The following is a 17418-nucleotide window of genomic DNA, read 5'->3' as shown; positions in this document are numbered from 1 at the left end:
CGCCCGCCCGTACACCGGGCACGACCGCACTCGGCCCGGCACCTCCGAGTTGCTGCAGGGGAGTTGGTGACCATGCCGTCCAAGTTCCCTTACCTGCGACAGGACTTCCTCGCGTCCATCGTCGTCTTCCTGGTGGCCGTGCCGCTGTGCGTCGGCGTGGCGGTCGCCTCCGGCGTTCCGGCCGAACTCGGCCTCATCACCGGCATCGTCGGCGGCCTGGTCACCGGGCTCCTGCCCGGCAGCAGTCTTCAGGTATCCGGACCTGCCGCGGGCCTGACCGTGATCGTGTTCGAGGCCGTCAGCGAGTTCGGCGCGGGAGCGCTCGGCCTGATCGTGCTGTTCTCCGGTCTGCTCCAGCTCGCCATGGGCCTGTTCAAGATGGGCCGCTGGTTCCGCGCGATTTCGGTCTCCGTCGTCGAGGGCATGCTCTGCGGTATCGGCCTGGTGATCATCGCAGGCCAGATCTATGCGGCGGCGGGCCTGAAGGCCCCGGAGACCGGTATCGGAAAGATCGCGGCTCTGCCCGGGGCGTTCGCGGACGCGCTCGGCAGCGGAGAGGCCCTGACCTCTCTCGCGATCGGCGCCGGCACCATCGCCGTCGTCGTGCTCTGGAAGAAGATGCCGAAGGCGGTGCGGACCGTGCCCGGCGCGCTGGCGGCGGTCGTCCTGGCCACAGTCGCCACCATCGTCCTCGACCTCCCGGTCGCCACCGTCCGGGTCGAAGGTCTGCTCGGCGTCATCCAGCCGCCCGGCTCCGAAGCCCTCAGCGAGCTGGCCGCCCCGGCCATTTGGGGCACCATCATCGCGTTCGCACTGATCGCCTCCGCGGAGAGCCTGTTCAGCGCGGCGGCCGTGGACCGGCTGCACGACGGTCCGCCCACCCGGTACGACAAGGAGATGGTTGCCCAGGGCGCGGGCAACACCGTGTGCGGTCTGCTCGGCGCGCTGCCGATGACGGCGGTGATCGTGCGTAGCTCAGCCAACGTCCACGCCGGCGCGAAGACCAAGGCGTCCCGGGTGCTGCACGGCGTGTGGCTGCTGCTGTTCGCAGCCGCGATGCCGTGGGTCCTGGCCCTGATCCCGATTCCCGCCCTGGCCGGCATCCTCATGTACGCGGGCTGGAAGCTGATCCCGTTCCGTCAGATCGCGGCGCTGTGGCGGGATCACAAGGGCGAGGCGCTGATCCTCGTGATCACGGCCGTGTCGATCGTCGCCGTGAACATGTTCGAGGGCGTGCTCATCGGTCTGGCTCTGGCGGTCGTCAAGACGGCCTGGGAGGCTTCGCACATCAAGCTGGAGGTCATAGACAAGGGCGCCGGTCCGGTCCAGGTCTACCTGTCGGGCAATGCGACGTTCCTGCGGCTGCCGAAGATCCTCGAGAGCCTGGAGAACCTGCCGCAGGACCGCCCGGTCGAGCTGGACCTGTCTGGTCTGCACCACCTCGACCACGCCTGCCGTACGGCCTTGGAGTCGTGGGCGGAGCGGCACAGCGCGGCCGGCACGGAACCGGTGAAGATCACTGAGCCGGTGAAGGCCGCGTCGGCCAAGAAGGCCACGGCGAACCCCTGACCGCCAAGAGCAGCCGGGCGGGCACCGCAGACGCGGTGGTGAGCGCCACGGTCGGAGGGCGTGGACGGAAGATGCTGACACGTGGCCGTCCCCGTTCCGGCGGATCCGGCCGAGTCGACACGGTTGGCGCCAACCCCTTGACCCTCGGCGTGCTCCTCCACGATGCTCAGTTGCGTATAGCGGTGCTTGTGTCGAATGAGGCAACGCACTCGCGAGGGTATCCCGCTTGAGGAGCAGCTCATGGCTCACGAGGTTCGTGCCGTCGTCGCCCGGAAGAAGGGCGCACCGGTCTCCGTCGAGACGATCGTCGTCCCGGATCCGGGTCCGGGTGAGGCGCTGGTCAAGGTCGAGGCCTGCGGCGTCTGTCATACCGATCTCCACTACCGCGAGGGCGGGATCAACGACGACTTCCCCTTCCTTCTGGGGCACGAGGCGGCAGGTCGCGTCGAGGCGGTCGGAGAGGGGGTCACCGGCGTGGAGCCCGGCGACTTCGTCATCCTCAACTGGCGTGCGGTGTGCGGCCAGTGCCGGGCTTGCAGCAAGGGCAAGCCCTGGTACTGCTTCGCCACCCACAACGCCACCCAGCCGATGACGCTGCTCGACGGCACCCCGCTCTCGCCGGCCCTCGGCATCGGTGCGTTCGCGGAGAAGACGCTCGTCGCCGCCGGGCAGTGCACCAAGGTGGACCCCGCGGCCCCGGCGGCGGCAGCCGGTCTGCTCGGGTGCGGCGTCATGGCGGGCTTCGGCGCGGCCGTGAACACCGGCGCCGTCGGCCGGGGCGACTCCGTCGCCGTCATCGGCTGCGGCGGCGTCGGAATGGCCGCCGTCGCGGGGGCGAGGCTGGCCGGAGCGAGCAAGGTCATCGCCGTCGACATCGACCGGCGCAAGCTGGACCGGGCCATGGCCATGGGGGCCACCCACATCGTCGACGGAGCCGAGGGCGACGTCGTGGAAGCGGTGCGCGAGCTGACGGGCGGCTTCGGCGCGGACGTCGTCGTGGAGGCGGTCGGCCGCCCCGAGACGTACCGTCAGGCCTTCTACGCCCGCGACCTGGCCGGCACGGTCGTGCTGGTCGGCGTGCCGACCCCGGAGATGAAGGTGGAGCTGCCCCTGCTCGACGTCTTCGGACGGGGCGGCTCGCTGAAGTCAAGCTGGTACGGCGACTGCCTGCCCTCGCGCGACTTCCCGGCCCTCATCGACCTGTATCTGGGAGGCCGTTTCGACCTGGACGCGTTCGTCTCCGAGACCATCGGCCTCGGTGACGTGGAGGAGGCCTTCGAGAAGATGCACCGCGGCGACGTGCTGCGCTCGGTGGTGGTGCTGTGATGGCCGGCGTACCGCGCATCGAACACCTCGTCACGAGCGGGACCTTCAGCCTCGACGGCGGAACCTGGGACGTCGAGAACAACGTCTGGATCATCGGTGACGACGACGAGGTGGTCGTCATCGACGCGGCGCACGACTCCGACGCCGTCCTGGAAGCCGTCGGTGACCGTCGCCTGTCGGCCATCGTGTGCACCCACGCCCACGACGACCATGTGCGCGCCGCACCCGACCTCGCTCTGGCCACGGGCGCGCCCATCCTCCTGCACCCCGACGACCAGGTGCTGTGGAAGATGGTGCACCCCGGCCAGCGGCCCGACAGGCCGCTCGCCGACGGTGACGAACTCAGGGTGGCGGGCATCGGCCTGCGTGTCCTCCACACGCCCGGACACGCTCCGGGTGCCGTGTGCCTGTACGCACCCGACCTGGGCGCACTGTTCAGCGGTGACACGCTGTTCGCCGGAGGCCCCGGCGCGACCGGGCGCTCGTACAGCGACTTCGGCACGATCATCGGCTCCATCGGTGACCGGCTGCTGACCCTCCCGGGCGAGACGGTCGTGCACACCGGCCACGGCGGGACGACGACCGTCGAGGCGGAGGCACCGCACCTGGAGGAGTGGGCCGCCCGCGGCTGGTGACAGGGGACCGCCATGCCGACAGGGGCGAGCGCTTGCCCGTGTGTCTCCTCGCCCGAGACCCGCGAACGGAAGCCCGCCCCGGTCGGTTGCCCGCGACCCCGTCGGCACCCCGGTGTACCTGGCAGGCAAGCCCATGACCCCAGCCGTGGTGGCTTTGACTCCAGCCGTGGTGGTCGGGGCCTCGGCCGTGTCGGTCGTGTCTCCGGCCGCCGTGGCCAGGAACGACCTTCAAGACTGAGGACCATCCGCCGCCCCGTCGGCCCCTGGACGAACCGCCGTGTACACTCCCGCCCCGATGGCCCTCATCGGTGGCCTCGTCGCCACTGATCTGTGCGAGGTGACCAGCGATCCCGCCGCCCTGGATTCCTCCGGCTTCCGGGCCGTTGTCGCGGATTTCGAAGGACACCTGGTCTGCGCGCGGTTCGGCCGGCTGCGTCGCGCGCACGTGCCCGCTCCGCGGACCGGTGCCTGGCGGAGACCGGCCTCCGGCGACTGGACCTCGTCCCTGGACCGCACCGCCTGCACCGCGGGCGTGCGCCGCATCCGCGCCCACAGAGCGGCGGGCGACGTATACCAGGCCAATCTCTGCCGCGTGCTCTCCACACCCCTGCCCGACCCGGCCGCCGCCGACATCGACGCGCTGACCGCGCTGCTCGCCCGCGGCAACCCCGCCCCCTGTGCCGGTACGGTCCGGCTTCCCGCGTACGGCGTCGAGGTGGGCACCGCGTCGCCCGAACTCTTCCTGAGACGCACCGGCCGGACCGTGGAGTCCGGACCGATCAAAGGCACGGGACGTACCGCGCGGGACCTGCCGGAGAAGGACCATCCCGAGAACGTGATGATCGTGGACCTGGTCCGCAACGACCTGGGGCGGGTCTGCGCCACCGGATCCGTGACCGTTCCGGCCCCGTGCGCCGTCGAGCGGCACCCGGGCCTGGTGCATCTCGTCTCCACCGTGCGCGGGGAAGGCGCAGGGCGCGGGATGGCCCGAGCTGATGGCCGGGACCTTCCCACCGGGTTCCGTGACCGGCGCGCCCGAATCCAGCGCACTGCGCGTCATCGACGCCCTGGAGACCGCGCCCCGCGGCCCCTACTGCGGTGCCGTCGGCCGGGTCGACGCCGACCGGGGGACCGGTGAACTGGCCGTGGCGATCCGCACCTTCTGGATCGACCGTGCCGCTCCGGCGGGGCCGGTGCTGCGCTTCGGCACGGGTGCCGGCAACACCTGGGGGTCCGACCCCGGGCGGGAGTGGGACGAGACCGAGCTGAAGACCTCTCGGCTGGTCGCTCTGGCGTCGAGGCCGCAGAGGGCGGCCGGGGCCTCCCACCTGTCTTGACAGTGCCGCACGGGCGTCCTCAGACTCGTTGCTCAAATCGCACGTTGTTCCTCTATATGCAACGAGGCAATCGGCCCCATGATGATTCCCGCACATCCCCTCGCCGACCCGGCCCGAGTCGCATGAGTACTGCCGCCGGGCCCGGCGAGGCCGCTCCCGCGCTCCATCCGCGAGGTCTTCCCCGCCCTGACCGGGCCCTCGTGATGGGCATCGTGAACGTCACACCCGACTCGTTCTCCGACGGCGGGCGGTGGTTCGACCCGGAACGGGCCGTCGCGCACGGCCTCGCGCTGCTCGACGAGGGCGCGGACATCCTGGACGTGGGGGGCGAGTCGACCCGGCCCGGCGCCGCGCGCCCCGCCGTCGAGGAGGAGCTGCGGCGCGTGCTGCCGGTCGTCCGCGAACTCGCCGCCGCGGGTGCGACGGTCAGCGTCGACACCATGCGGGCCGAGGTCGCCGCCCGCGCCATGGAGGCCGGCGCCGCCCTGGTCAACGACGTCTCCGGCGGACTCGCCGATCCGGCGATGCTCCCGCTGATGGCGCGGGCCGGTACGCCCTACGTGCTCATGCACTGGCGCGGGCACGCGACGGGGATGCAGGCGAACGCCGTGTACGACGACGTCGTCACCGACGTGGTCGACGAGTTGGGGGCGAGAGTCGACGCGGCCCTGCGCGCCGGGATCCCGGTGGACTGTCTCATCGTCGACCCGGGGCTCGGCTTCGCCAAGCACGCCGAGCACAACTGGCGGCTGCTCGGCCGCCTCCGGGAGGTTGCCGCGCTCGGCCGGCCGGTACTGGTGGGTGCGGCGCGCAAGTCGTTTCTGGGTCACCTGCTGGCGGACCCGGAAACGGGCCGGCCCCGGCCGGCGCACCTGCGGGACGCGGCCACCTCCGCGGTGTCGGTCCTGGCCGCCGCGCAGGGCGCCTGGTGTGTGCGCGTCCACGACGTCGCCTCGACGGCCGACGCGGTGCGCGTGACCGCTCGGTGGGGTCTTGAATCCACCGCGACCCAGCAGTCCACGCTCCGGTTCTGAGGGGCGGCCCGCTCCGACCTGCGTTTCTTATGATGCAGGGCGTTGTGCAGTACGCAACGCAAAATATTGGCGTCGACCGTCCATCGAACTCCTTGACAAGGATTCGCGGGCGCCCTCAAACTGGCGTTGCGTTCACCGCAATCCGTTTCGCTATACGCACCGAGGTGTCATGATGATTGCCGCGTGCCGTCTCGTGGATCTGCCCCGAGGCGAGGCCCACAGGCTCGACATCGACCCGCCGGTCTCGGTGTTCCACACCGATGACGGCGAACTCTTCGCCATCGACGACACATGCACCCACCAGGACGCCTCGCTCGCCGACGGCTGGCTGGAGGGCTGCGAGGTCGAATGCCCGCTGCACGCCTCGAAGTTCAACCTCAAGACCGGAGCTGTCGACGCCCCGCCGGCCAAGCTCCCGGTGCGCACGCACGAGGTCTTCGTCGAGGACGGCATGATCTACGTCCAGCTGTCCATGGCAGCCCCGAACCTGCCTCCCTGCATCGCCGCCCGGCTCGCCGGGGGCGTCGCGTGAGGACCGTGGCCGTGGTGGGCGCGTCGCTGGCCGGTCTGTCGGCGGCGCGCTCGCTGCGGAAACAGGGGTACGACGGACGGCTGGTCGTCATCGGCGACGAAATCCACCGCCCGTACGACCGGCCGCCCCTGTCCAAGGAGTTCCTGGCCGGCGGCATCGGCGAAGCCGATCTCGCGCTGGAGCCGGACGGCGAGGACCTGCAAGCGGAGTGGCTGCTCGGAGCCCGCGCCGCCGGACTCGACGCCACGCCCCGCGCGGTGCGGCTCACCGACGGCAGGGAGGTGCGGGCCGACGGCATCGTCATCGCCACCGGCGCCGCCGCCCGGACCCTGCCCGGCATGGACGGACTGGCCGGTGTGCACACCCTGCGCACACTGGACGACGCCCGCGCCCTGCGGGACGAACTGGCCCGGGGCGGACGCCTGGTCGTGATCGGCGGCGGCTTCATCGGTGCCGAGGTCGCCTCCACCGCCCGCGCCCTCGGCCTTGACGTGACCATCGTCGAGGCGGCGCCCACACCGCTGGCCGGACCGCTCGGCCCGGCCATGGGGCGCATCGTCTCCGCCCTCCACGCGGACCACGGCGTCCGCCTGTCGTGCGGCGTGGGCGTCAAGGGGCTGAGCGGCGAGACCCGCGTCGACGCCGTCCTGATGGAGGACGGCCGGAGCATCCCCGCCGACATCGTGGTCGTGGGGGTCGGGGCCCGTCCCTGCGTCGAGTGGCTGGCCGGATCCGGAGTCGAACTCGACGACGGTGTCAAGTGCGGTGCGGACGGCCGTACCAGCCTGGCCGGGGTGGTCGCGGTCGGTGACTGCGCCTCCTGGTACGACCCGCGCGCAGGCGCCCACCGCCGGGTCGAGCACTGGACCGGCGCCCGGGAACGCCCGGACGCGGCCGTGGCCGCCCTGCTGTCCTGGGGCGAGTCCGAACCGGGCCTGCCCCGGGCTCCGTACTTCTGGTCCGACCAGTACGGCGTGAAGATCCAGTTCGTCGGCAACGCGGCTCGCGCCGACAGCGTGACGATCGAGGAAGGCACCGCGGACGATCGCAACGTCCTGGCCGTCTACCGGCGCGCCGGACATCCGGTCGCCGTACTCGGGATGAACCAGCCGCGGCTGTTCATGCGCTGGCGCAAGCATCTCGCGGCCCAGGCGCCCTGACAGGGGCGCAGGCCTCGTGCTCACTGCCGCTCCTGCACAGGGAGCGGCGCTGCTCCTTCTCACAGCCGCTCCTGCACCGGGGGCGGCGCTGCTCCTTACCCAACGCCGTCCGGTGGCGCTCTTCCCGGCGCGTGCATGCCCGATCCACGACGTATCCCGAGGAGTGCACTGTGACTTCGACCGGCCTGCCGGAAAGCCTCATCGCCACCCTCCCCGGCTCCTCCTACACGGATCCCGAGATCTTCGCCCAGGAGCAGGAACACATCTTCGAGGCGATGTGGTTCTGCGCCGTGCGCTCCGCCGACCTCGCCAGGCCCGGTGCCTTCCGGACCGTCGAGGTGGGCCGCGAGAGCATCCTGATCACCCGGGCACGGGACAACTCCATACGCGCCTTCTTCAACGTCTGCCGGCACCGCGGAGCCAAGCTCTGCACGACCGAGACCGGCGAGGTCAAACGCGCCTTCCAATGCCCCTATCACGCCTGGACGTACGACCTGACGGGCAAACTCGTCGCGGCACCCAACCTCACCAAGATGCCCGACATCAGCCGCACCGAGTACGGCCTGGCAGCAGTGGCCACGCGGGAATGGCTCGGCTATGTGTGGGTGTGCCTCGCGGAGAACCCGCCCCCCTTCGACGAGGTCGTGGGGGATGTGGTCGCGCGCCTGGGCGACACGGAGTCGATCGAGCACTACGACATCGACCACCTCGAAGTCGGTGAACGCATCGTCTACGACGTGAAGGCGAACTGGAAACTCATCGTCGAGAACTTTCTGGAGTGCTATCACTGCGCGACGATCCACCCCGAACTGACCGAGGTGCTCCCCGAGTTCGCCGACGGATACGCCGCCCAGTACTACGTGGGACACGGCGCCGAGTTCGGCGACGAGGTCAAGGGTTTCACCGTCGACGGCTCCGAAGGCCTCGACCGCATTCCGGGTGTCACCGAGGACCAGGATCGCCGTTACTACGCGATCACCGTCCGGCCGCAGGTGTTCATCAACCTCGTGCCCGACCATGTGATCTTCCACCGGATGTACCCGGTCGCCGTGGATCGCACCATCGTCGAGTGCGACTGGCTCTATCTCAAGCACGTCGTGGAAGCGGTAAGGACGTCAGCCGGTCGGTGGAGCTCTTCGACCGGGTCAACCGGCAGGACTTCGACGCGTGCGAGCGCTGTCAGCCCGCGATGAGCTCCCGGCTGTACGCCAAGGGCGGGGTCCTCGTCCCCAGCGAGCATCACATCGGCGAGTTCCACGCCTTCGTCCAGGAGCGGCTGGGCGCGGGTCGGCCGCAGTAGCGGCGGTTCACGGGCGGGGCGGCACCTGGAGTGCGGGCGCCCGTCGAAAGGCGGCGCGGCGGGGTCAGCCCAGGTAGCCCATGCGATGGCTGATCTCGTCCGCGCCCTTGACCAGCACCGGAGCGAGGTCGTGCATACGGTCCTCGGTGAGCCGGTACGCCGGCCCGGAGGCGCTGATCGCCGCGACGACGTCCCCGTCCCTGTTGCGGATCGGGGCTGCCATGGCGTGCAGTCCGATCTCGAACTCCTCCAGGGTCCAGGAGTAGCCACGCTCGAGCGCCTCGGCGAGGTTCTTCTCGAGCTTGGTCCTCGCGGACAGGGTGCGGGGGGTCACCTTCTTCAGGCCGGCCGCCGACAGCAGCGCGGCACGCTCCTTCGTCGGCATGTGGGCCAGCAGGATCTTGCCGCTGGAGGTGGCGTGCAGCGGCGTCAGCTGGCCGACCCAGTTGAACGCTGTGACGGCACCGGGACCGCGCACCTGGTACAGGTTGATCGCGTACTGCTCCTGCATCACGGCGAGGTTCACGGTCTCGCCGATCTCCTCGGCGAGACGCTCGCAGACCGGGCGGCTCTGCTGGGTGATGTCGATGCGGCCGGTGACCGAGCCGGCGAGACGGACGAGGCCGAAACCGAGGCGGTACTTGCCGCGCTCGCCTGCCTGTTCCACCAAGCCGCGCACCTCCAGGGCGCCGAGCAGCCGGAACGCGGTGGACTTGTGGACATCGATCTCGGCGGCCACCTCGCTGACCCCGGCCTCGCCGCGCCGGGCCAAAATCTCCAGCACGGTGATGGCGCGGTCGACGGACTGCACCCCACCGGTCGGGGCAGTTGTCGTTTCGGTATCCGGATGGTAGTTGCTCACAACGCAACTATACGGGCGTTAAACATAGGCGACAGCGGTGCAGGTCACGGGCTTGGTATCAACCTGGTAGAAGTTGCGCGGTTCGCAACCTGGTGCACATAGTGATACGGGTACTAGCATGCCGCGCATTCTCAACGGCGCGAGCGAGACGAGGCCTCATGGCTCACGTGCAGTACGACTTCGTCATCGTCGGTGGCGGATCGGCCGGCAGCGCACTGGCCAACCGGCTCTCCGCGGACCCCGGTAACCGGGTACTGGTCCTGGAGGCGGGCAGGCCCGACTACCCCTGGGACGTCTTCATCCACATGCCCGCGGCACTGACCTACCCGATCGGCAGCCGCTTCTACGACTGGAAGTACGAGTCCGAACCGGAGCCCCACATGGGCGGCCGGCGCGTCTACCACGCGCGAGGCAAGGTGCTGGGCGGTTCCAGCAGCATCAACGGCATGATCTTCCAGCGCGGCAACCCCATGGACTACGAGCGCTGGGCGGCCGACCCGGGTATGAAGACCTGGGACTACGCGCACTGCCTGCCGTACTTCCGGCGGATGGAGAACTGTCTCGCCGCCGACCCGGACGACGAGTTCCGCGGTCACGACGGTCCTCTCGTCCTGGAACGCGGGCCGGGGACCAACCCGCTCTTCGAGGCCTTTCTGAAGGCCACCGAGGAGGCGGGCCACGCTCCCACCGACGACGTGAACGGCTACCGGCAGGAAGGTTTCGCCAGGTTTGACCGCAACGTCCACCGAGGCCGCCGCCTGTCGGCCTCCAAGGCCTATCTCAAACCCGTGCGAAAGCGCCCCAACCTCACGGTCAGGACGCGCAGTCTCGTCACTCGCGTCCTCTTCGAAGGCAAGCGGGCCGTCGGCGTCGAGTACCGGCGCGGCCGCGGCAGACCCCAGCAGGTGCGCGCCCGCGAGGTCATCCTCTGCGGAGGCGCGGTCAACTCCCCGCAGCTGCTCCAGCTCTCGGGCGTCGGCAACGCCGAGGAACTGCGCGCACTCGGCATCGACGTCGTACACGATCTGCCGGGTGTCGGCGAGAACCTCCAGGACCACCTGGAGGTGTACATCCAGTACGCCTGCAAGCAGCCCGTCTCCATGCAGCCGTACCTCGCGAAGTGGCGCGCCCCCTTCATCGGCCTGCAGTGGCTCTTCCGCACGGGCCCCGCGGCGACCAACCACTTCGAAGCGGGCGGCTTCGTCCGCGGCAACGAGGACGTGGCCTATCCCAACCTGATGTTCCACTTCCTGCCCATCGCGGTCCGCTACGACGGCTCCGTGCCCGCCGGCGGACACGGCTACCAGGTGCACGTCGGGCCCATGTACTCGGACGCCATCGGCTCGGTGAAGATCAAGAGCAAGGACCCGGCCGAGCACCCCGCGCTGCGCTTCAACTACCTGTCCACCGAGCAGGACCGCCGCGAGTGGATCGAGGCCGTCAGGGTCGCCCGCGAGTTGCTCAACCAGCCCGCCATGGCCCCGTACAACGCCGGGGAGGTCTCGCCAGGGCCGTCCGTCGAGACCGACGAGGAGATCCTCGCCTGGGTCGCCAAGGACGGCGAGACCGCGCTGCATCCGTCATGCACCTGCAAGATGGGCACCGACGAGATGGCCGTTGTGGACCCCTCCAGTATGCGCGTGTACGGTGTCGAGGGACTTCGTGTCGTCGACGCGTCGGTGATGCCCTACATCACCAACGGCAACATCTACGCGCCGGTGATGATGATCGCGGAGAAGGCGGCCGACCTCATCCTCGGCAAGGAGCCGTTGCCGCCCTCCGCGGCCGCGTACCACCGCCATCGAGACGCCCGGAAACAGACCGGGTGAGTGGCGGTAACGTGGCGTTTTCCGTTCGCGGCTTGGTAGGGAAACGGAGACGTACCAAGCCCGCGTTCGGCGGCCGCTCCAGGCCGTCACCTTGTCCAAACTGTCATCGGTCACCCCTTGACGTTGGGTTCCCGCCTTCTTCAGAGTGTTCCATCACAAGCAATTCGGTGCGTGATACGCAACGCACTACGCTCGAAGGAACTCCCCGAAGTGGCAGATCTGTACGTGGACGGAAAGTGGCGGGATCCCGTGGCCGGAGGTCACCGGGACATCCGCTGCCCGGCCGACGGAACACTCTCCGTCACCGTGTCCGAGGGGACACGCGCCGACGCCGAAGCGGCCATCACCGCGGCGCGCCGGGCCTTCGACCACGGGCCCTGGCCGCGCACCCCCGAGCGCGAGCGCGGCGCGCTCCTCCTGCGCACGGCCGAGATCCTCGAACGCGACGCCGACGCGTTCGCCCGCGCCGAATCGCTGGACACCGGCAAACGGCTGGTGGAGAGCGAGTACGACGTAGCCGACGTCGTCTCCTGCCTCCGCTACTACGGAGGGCTCGGCGGCACCGATGCCGGCCGGGTGATCGACACCGGCCGGGAGGACGCCGTCAGCCGCGTCGTATACGAGCCGATCGGCGTGTGCGGACTCATCACCCCCTGGAACTACCCTCTCCTCCAGGCGAGCTGGAAGGTCGCCCCCGCTCTCCTCGCGGGCAACACGATCGTCCTCAAGCCCAGTGAGCTCACCCCCTCCACCTCGATCCTGCTGATGCGGGCCCTCGAGGAGGCCGGGCTCCCGGACGGAGCGGCCAACCTGGTCCTGGGGGCCGGGCCCGAGGTGGGCGCGCCCCTCGCCGAAGACCCCGCCGTCGACCTGGTCTCCTTCACAGGCGGCCTGGACACCGGCAGACGCATCATGGCCACCGCCGCGGCGACCGTGAAGAAGGTCGCGCTGGAACTCGGCGGCAAGAACCCCAATGTCGTCTTCGCCGACGCCGACTTCGAGACGGCCGTGGACTTCGCGCTCACGGCCGTCTTTCTGCATTCCGGGCAGGTCTGCTCGGCCGGCGCCCGGCTGATCGTCGAGGACTCGCTGCACGACCGGTTCGTCGACGAGGTGGTCCGCCGCGCCCGGCTGATCCGCCTCGGCGGCCCCTTCGACCCGCAGGCGGACACCGGAGCGCTGATCTCCGCACAGCACCTGGCGAAGGTCGAGGCGTATGTCGCGGCCGGACTCGCCGAAGGTGCCGTCCTGCGCTGCGGAGGCGAACGCCCCGACGACCCGGCCCTGGCGAACGGCCACTTCTACCCGCCGACCGTGCTCGACGAGTGCGGTCAGGACATGCGCGTGGTGCACGAGGAGTCCTTCGGGCCCGTGCTCACCGTGGAGCGCTTCACCGGCGAGGACGACGCGGTGCGCATCGCCAACGACACCGAGTACGGACTCGCGGGCGCCGTCTGGACCCAGGACGCCGGCAAGGCCCAGCGGGTCGCCCGCCGGCTGCGCCACGGCACGGTGTGGATCAACGACTACCACCCCTATGTCCCGCAGGCGGAATGGGGCGGGTTCGGGCACTCCGGCGTGGGCCGCGAGCTGGGACCCACCGGACTGGAGGAGTACCGCGAGGCGAAACACATCTGGCAGAACATCCACCCGCGGCCGCAGCACTGGTTCCGCGGCTGAACGGCGAAAGAGGTCGAACATGACCCCAGCAACAACAGAGGCGCCGCGGCGCAACACTCCCCAGGATCCGGCACCCACCCCGGTCATATCCGTACGCGATCTGTGGAAGGTCTTCGGGCCCAAAGCGGACCAGGTACCGGCCTCCGGGGAACTGCGCGGGCTCACCCGGCTCGAACTCCTGGACCGCACCGGGTGCACCGCCGCCGTGCGCGACGTGAGCTTCGATGTCGCGCCCGGCGAGGTCTTCGTCGTCATGGGCTTGTCCGGCTCCGGAAAGTCCACCCTGGTGCGCTGCCTGACCCGGCTCATCGAACCCACCGCCGGCGAGATCGTCTTCGAGGGTGAGGACATCCGAGGCGCCGACGAGAAGCGCCTGCGCGAACTGCGCCGCAGCAAGTTCTCCATGGTCTTCCAGCACTTCGGTCTGCTGCCCCACCGCCGCGTCGTCGACAACGTGGCGTTCGGACTGGAGATCCGCGGTATGAGCCGGTCCGAGCGCACCAGACGGGCCTTGGAGGTCGTCGAACTCGTCGGGCTCTCCGGCTACGAGAACTCCTACCCCGACCAGCTCTCCGGCGGTATGCAGCAGCGCGTCGGTCTCGCCCGGGCGCTGGCCGGCGACCCGGACGTACTCCTCTTCGACGAGCCGTTCTCCGCGCTCGACCCGCTGATCCGCCGTGACATGCAGAACGAGGTCGTCCGCCTGCACCGCGAGGTCGGCAAGACGATGGTGTTCATCACGCACGACCTGTCCGAGGCACTGCGCCTGGGCGACCGCATCCTCATCATGCGCGACGGCGGGATGGTCCAGTGCGGCACCGGCGACGAACTGGTCGGGGCCCCCGCCGACGACTACGTACGCGACTTCGTCAGGGACGTGCCCCGCGGTGACGTCCTGACCCTGCGGTGGATCATGCGCCCGGCGGAGCCCGACGACCCCCTGGACGGCCCCGAACTCGGCCCGGACGTCGTGGTGAAGGAGGCCACACGGGCGGTGCTCGCGGCCGACCGACCGGTCAAGGTCGTCGAGAACGGCAAGCTGCTCGGCATCGTCGGTGACGAGGAGATCCTCACGATCGTCGCCGGGCAGGAAGGCGACGCGTGATGACCGTCGCCGTGCGGAAGACGCAGAAGCCGGAGAGAACCGGGACCGAGGAGTCACCCCCTCCCGCCCGGCGTGAGCGCAGGATCAGCCGGTCCATGGCCGTGGCCGCGATCCTGGTCGTCTGGCTGGTGCTCTTCGCCGTGCTGCGCGGCAAGCAGACCCTGACCCTGGCCGCGGCCGACCTGACCGATCTGCACCGCTGGTTCAACGACGTCAACGACTCGATCGGCGCGAACCGCAACTCCAACCCGCTCTTCCTCTACTTCTTCAACGAGATCCGCCTGGTCATCGACACCCTGGTGACCTTCGTGCAGGATCTGATCTCGCAGCCGACCCCGGGCCGCCCGGTTCCGCAAGTCGGCTGGCTCGGCGTCGTCGGCGTCGTCGGCTACGTCTCCTGGGCCGTGGGCAACTGGCGCGTGGCGCTGCTGGCCGTGGCCGGCTTCACCTTCCTCGGCCTGCAGGGGCTCTGGCAGGAGAGCATGGACACCCTGGCGCTGACCCTCTCGGCGGTCTGCGTGGCGCTGCTGTTCGCCATTCCCCTCGGCGTGTGGGCCGGGTTGTCGGACCGGGTCAACCGGATCGTGACGCCGTTCCTGGACTTCATGCAGACGATGCCGACCTTCGTCTATCTGGCGCCACTGACGCTGTTCTTCCTGATCGGTCCCGCCTCCGCCACGATCGCCACCACGATCTACGCGGCACCACCGGCGATCCGCATCACCGCGCACGCCATCCGCTCCGTGCCACAGGCCACGGTCGAGGCGGCGGACTCGATGGGAGCGACGCGGCGGCAGGCGCTGCTGAAGGTCCTGCTGCCGATGTCCAAGCGGACCGTGGTGATGGGCATCAACCAGACCATCATGGCCGCCCTGGCCATGGTGACCATCGCGGCCCTGATCAACGCGCCCGGCCTCGGCGCGACCGTCATCCAGGCCCTGCAGTCGCTGAGCGTCGGCACGGCCTTCAACGCGGGTCTGGCGATCGTCGTCCTGGCGATCGTCCTGGACCGCGTCACCACCGCGGCGAGCGGCCGGGCGGAGGCGGCCAGGCGTTCGGGCAGTCCCCTACTCAAGTGGCGGCGGCACCTGTTGGCGGCCGGGGGAGTGGTGGCGCTGGTGCTGGTGTATCTGTCGCACACCTACGTGTGGGCGGCGGAGTTCCCCGGCGAGGGCCGGGTCGGCAGCGCCATCGCCAGGACGGCGGCCGATGTGACGTCCTGGGCACAGGACAACCTGTCGGGCATGACCAACGCCTTCCGTGACGCCCTCACCAACGGCCTGCTCAATCCGTTCCAGACCCTGCTGACCGACTCCCCGTGGTGGCTCGTCGGCGCGGCCCTCGTCGCGGTCGGCACGGTGCTCGGCGGGTGGCGCGCCGGTGCCACCACCGTCGTGTGCGTGGGCCTTCTGGTCGGCACGGGTCTCTGGTCGGACGCCATGACGACACTGGCGTCCACCGCCGTGGCGACGGTGCTGGTGATGCTGCTCGGCGTCGTCGCCGGGGTGTGGATGGGACGCAGCGCGCTGGTGGACCGGCTGGTCCGGCCCACCCTGGACGCGGCCCAGGTCATGCCGCCGTTCGTCTATCTCGTGCCGTTCCTCGCGCTGTTCGGCGCGACACGGTTCACGGCCATCGTCGCCGCCGTCGTCTACGCGGCGCCGGTCGCCATCAAGATCATCGCCGACGGGGTGCGGGCGGTGCCCGCGACCACCGTCGAGGCGGCGACGTCCACCGGGTGCAACACCTGGCAGATCATCACCAAGGTCCAGCTGCCCATGTCGCGCGGCGCGCTGACGCTCGCGACCAACCAGGGCCTGATCTACGTGCTGTCGATGGTGGTCGTGGGCGGCCTGGTGGGCGCGGGTGCCCTCGGCTACGACGTCGTGGCCGGGTTCTCGCAGGGCCAGCTGTACGGCAAGGGACTCGCGGCCGGACTCGCCATCGTCCTGCTCGGAGTCATGTTCGACCGGATCACACAGGCAGCGGCTCGCCGCGCCGGTACATAAGGAGCACCACACCATGGCACGACACTGGAGAGCCGGCGCGGCCGGCCTGGCCGTTCTCGGCCTCACCCTCACGGCCTGCGGCGGCGCCAAGGTCGGCGACGACAGCGCGGGCGGTTCAAGCAGCTCGGGCAGCTCGGGCAAGTGCAGCACCTTCAATCTCGCGATCAACCCGTGGGTGGGCTACGAGGCGAACGCTGCGGTCCTCGCCTACGTCGCCGAGCACGACCTCGGCTGCAAGGTCGAGAAGAAGAACCTGAAGGAGGAGATCGCCTGGCAGGGCTTCGGGACGGGCGAGGTCGACGCCGTCGTCGAGAACTGGGGCCACGACGATCTGAAGAAGAAGTACATCGACGAGCAGAAGACCGCCGTCAACGCGGGGCCGACCGGCAACAAGGGCCTCATCGGCTGGTACGTGCCGCCGTGGCTGGCGAAGGCGCACCCGGACATCACCGACTGGAAGAACCTGAACAAGTACGCGTCGAAGTTCAAGACCTCGGAGTCCGGTGGCAAGGGGCAGCTCCTCGACGGCGACCCGTCGTTCGTCACCAACGACGGGGCGCTGGTGAAGAACCTCAAGCTCGACTTCAAGGTGGTGTACGCGGGCAGTGAGACCGCGCTCATCCAGGCGTTCCGCAACGCCGAGAAGAACAAGGAATGGGTGATCGGCTACTTCTACGAGCCGCAGTGGTTCCTGTCCGAGGTGCCGCTGAAGAAGGTCAGCCTTCCCGAGTACAAGGAAGGTTGCGACGCCGACACCGAGAAGGTCGCGTGCGACTACCCGGTGTACGAACTCGACAAGATCGTCAGCGCGAAGTTCGCCAAGTCGGGCAGCCCGGCCTATGACCTGGTGAAGAACTTCACCTGGACGAACGACGACCAGAACACCGTCGCCAAGTACATCGCGGTGGACAAGATGTCGCCCGAGGCGGCGGCGAAGAAGTGGGTCGAGGCCAACCGCGACAAGGTCGACGCCTGGATCAAGTAGGGCGCACGACCGCCCTGGTGAACCCCGCCGGCAAGGCCCGGCAGGCTGAGGATTC

The 17418-nt window shown here is 69.7% G+C and carries 12 protein-coding genes and 2 pseudogenes; 13 read left to right on the top strand and 1 reads right to left on the bottom strand.

Annotation, left to right across the window (positions count from 1 at the left end; translation table 11 throughout):
* Positions 1 to 72 precede the first annotated feature (72 nt).
* The 8 genes and pseudogenes from ACFU3E_RS31150 to ACFU3E_RS31115 all read left to right on the top strand — a co-directional run bounded on the left by ACFU3E_RS31150 (position 73) and on the right by ACFU3E_RS31115 (position 8893).
* Positions 73 to 1569, top strand: coding sequence for a SulP family inorganic anion transporter (locus ACFU3E_RS31150; protein ID WP_384165694.1), 1497 nt, complete (start codon positions 73 to 75; stop codon positions 1567 to 1569).
* A gap of 240 nt (positions 1570 to 1809) precedes the next feature.
* Positions 1810 to 2895 (top strand): S-(hydroxymethyl)mycothiol dehydrogenase, encoded by a 1086-nt coding sequence (locus tag ACFU3E_RS31145; protein ID WP_384165691.1) that lies wholly within the window; start codon positions 1810 to 1812, stop codon positions 2893 to 2895.
* Positions 2895 to 3530 (top strand): MBL fold metallo-hydrolase, encoded by a 636-nt coding sequence (locus ACFU3E_RS31140; RefSeq protein WP_384165688.1) that lies wholly within the window; start codon positions 2895 to 2897, stop codon positions 3528 to 3530. The genes ACFU3E_RS31145 and ACFU3E_RS31140 overlap by 1 nt, the downstream gene beginning before the upstream one ends.
* Positions 3531 to 3825: 295 nt before the next feature.
* Positions 3826 to 4867, top strand: a pseudogene (locus ACFU3E_RS31135) (chorismate-binding protein).
* Positions 4868 to 4989: 122 nt separating this feature from the next.
* Positions 4990 to 5901 (top strand): dihydropteroate synthase, encoded by a 912-nt coding sequence (gene folP / locus ACFU3E_RS31130; RefSeq protein WP_384165685.1) that lies wholly within the window; start codon positions 4990 to 4992, stop codon positions 5899 to 5901.
* 169 nt (positions 5902 to 6070) lie between these two features.
* Positions 6071 to 6433, top strand: a complete 363-nt coding sequence (locus ACFU3E_RS31125; RefSeq protein WP_384165682.1) for a bifunctional 3-phenylpropionate/cinnamic acid dioxygenase ferredoxin subunit — start codon at positions 6071 to 6073, stop codon at positions 6431 to 6433.
* Positions 6430 to 7593 carry an NAD(P)/FAD-dependent oxidoreductase gene (locus ACFU3E_RS31120; protein WP_384165680.1) on the top strand — a complete coding sequence of 388 codons (1164 nt, stop codon included), beginning with the start codon at positions 6430 to 6432 and terminating at the stop codon, positions 7591 to 7593. The genes ACFU3E_RS31125 and ACFU3E_RS31120 overlap by 4 nt, the downstream gene beginning before the upstream one ends.
* Positions 7594 to 7763: 170 nt before the next feature.
* Positions 7764 to 8893 (top strand): annotated as a pseudogene (locus ACFU3E_RS31115) (aromatic ring-hydroxylating dioxygenase subunit alpha).
* Positions 8894 to 8957: 64 nt separating this feature from the next.
* Here the strand turns inward: ACFU3E_RS31115 and ACFU3E_RS31110 are convergent.
* Positions 8958 to 9704, bottom strand: coding sequence for an IclR family transcriptional regulator (locus ACFU3E_RS31110; protein ID WP_384165759.1), 747 nt, complete (start codon positions 9702 to 9704; stop codon positions 8958 to 8960).
* 209 nt (positions 9705 to 9913) lie between these two features.
* On the opposite strand from ACFU3E_RS31110, the gene betA reads away from it, so the two are divergent.
* From betA to ACFU3E_RS31085, 5 genes are all read left to right on the top strand, one after another.
* Positions 9914 to 11584, top strand: a complete 1671-nt coding sequence (gene betA / locus ACFU3E_RS31105) for a choline dehydrogenase (protein ID WP_384165677.1) — start codon at positions 9914 to 9916, stop codon at positions 11582 to 11584.
* Positions 11585 to 11794: 210 nt separating this feature from the next.
* Entirely contained in the window at positions 11795 to 13264 is a 1470-nt protein-coding gene (locus ACFU3E_RS31100; RefSeq protein WP_384165674.1) for an aldehyde dehydrogenase family protein, read from the top strand.
* Between the two features lie 19 nt (positions 13265 to 13283).
* Positions 13284 to 14369, top strand: coding sequence for a glycine betaine/L-proline ABC transporter ATP-binding protein (locus ACFU3E_RS31095; RefSeq protein ID WP_384165671.1), 1086 nt, complete (start codon positions 13284 to 13286; stop codon positions 14367 to 14369).
* A complete protein-coding gene (locus ACFU3E_RS31090) occupies positions 14369 to 16378 on the top strand; it encodes an ABC transporter permease (RefSeq protein WP_384165669.1) in 2010 nt (669 codons plus the stop codon). The genes ACFU3E_RS31095 and ACFU3E_RS31090 overlap by 1 nt, the downstream gene beginning before the upstream one ends.
* A 13-nt stretch (positions 16379 to 16391) precedes the next feature.
* Entirely contained in the window at positions 16392 to 17363 is a 972-nt protein-coding gene (locus ACFU3E_RS31085; RefSeq protein WP_384165666.1) for an ABC transporter substrate-binding protein, read from the top strand.
* Positions 17364 to 17418 lie beyond the last annotated feature (55 nt).

The organism is Streptomyces sp. NPDC057424 (assembly GCF_042803315.1).
Taxonomy (GTDB): Bacteria; Actinomycetota; Actinomycetes; order Streptomycetales; family Streptomycetaceae; genus Streptomyces.
This window is presented reverse-complemented; position numbering and strand designations above follow the sequence as displayed.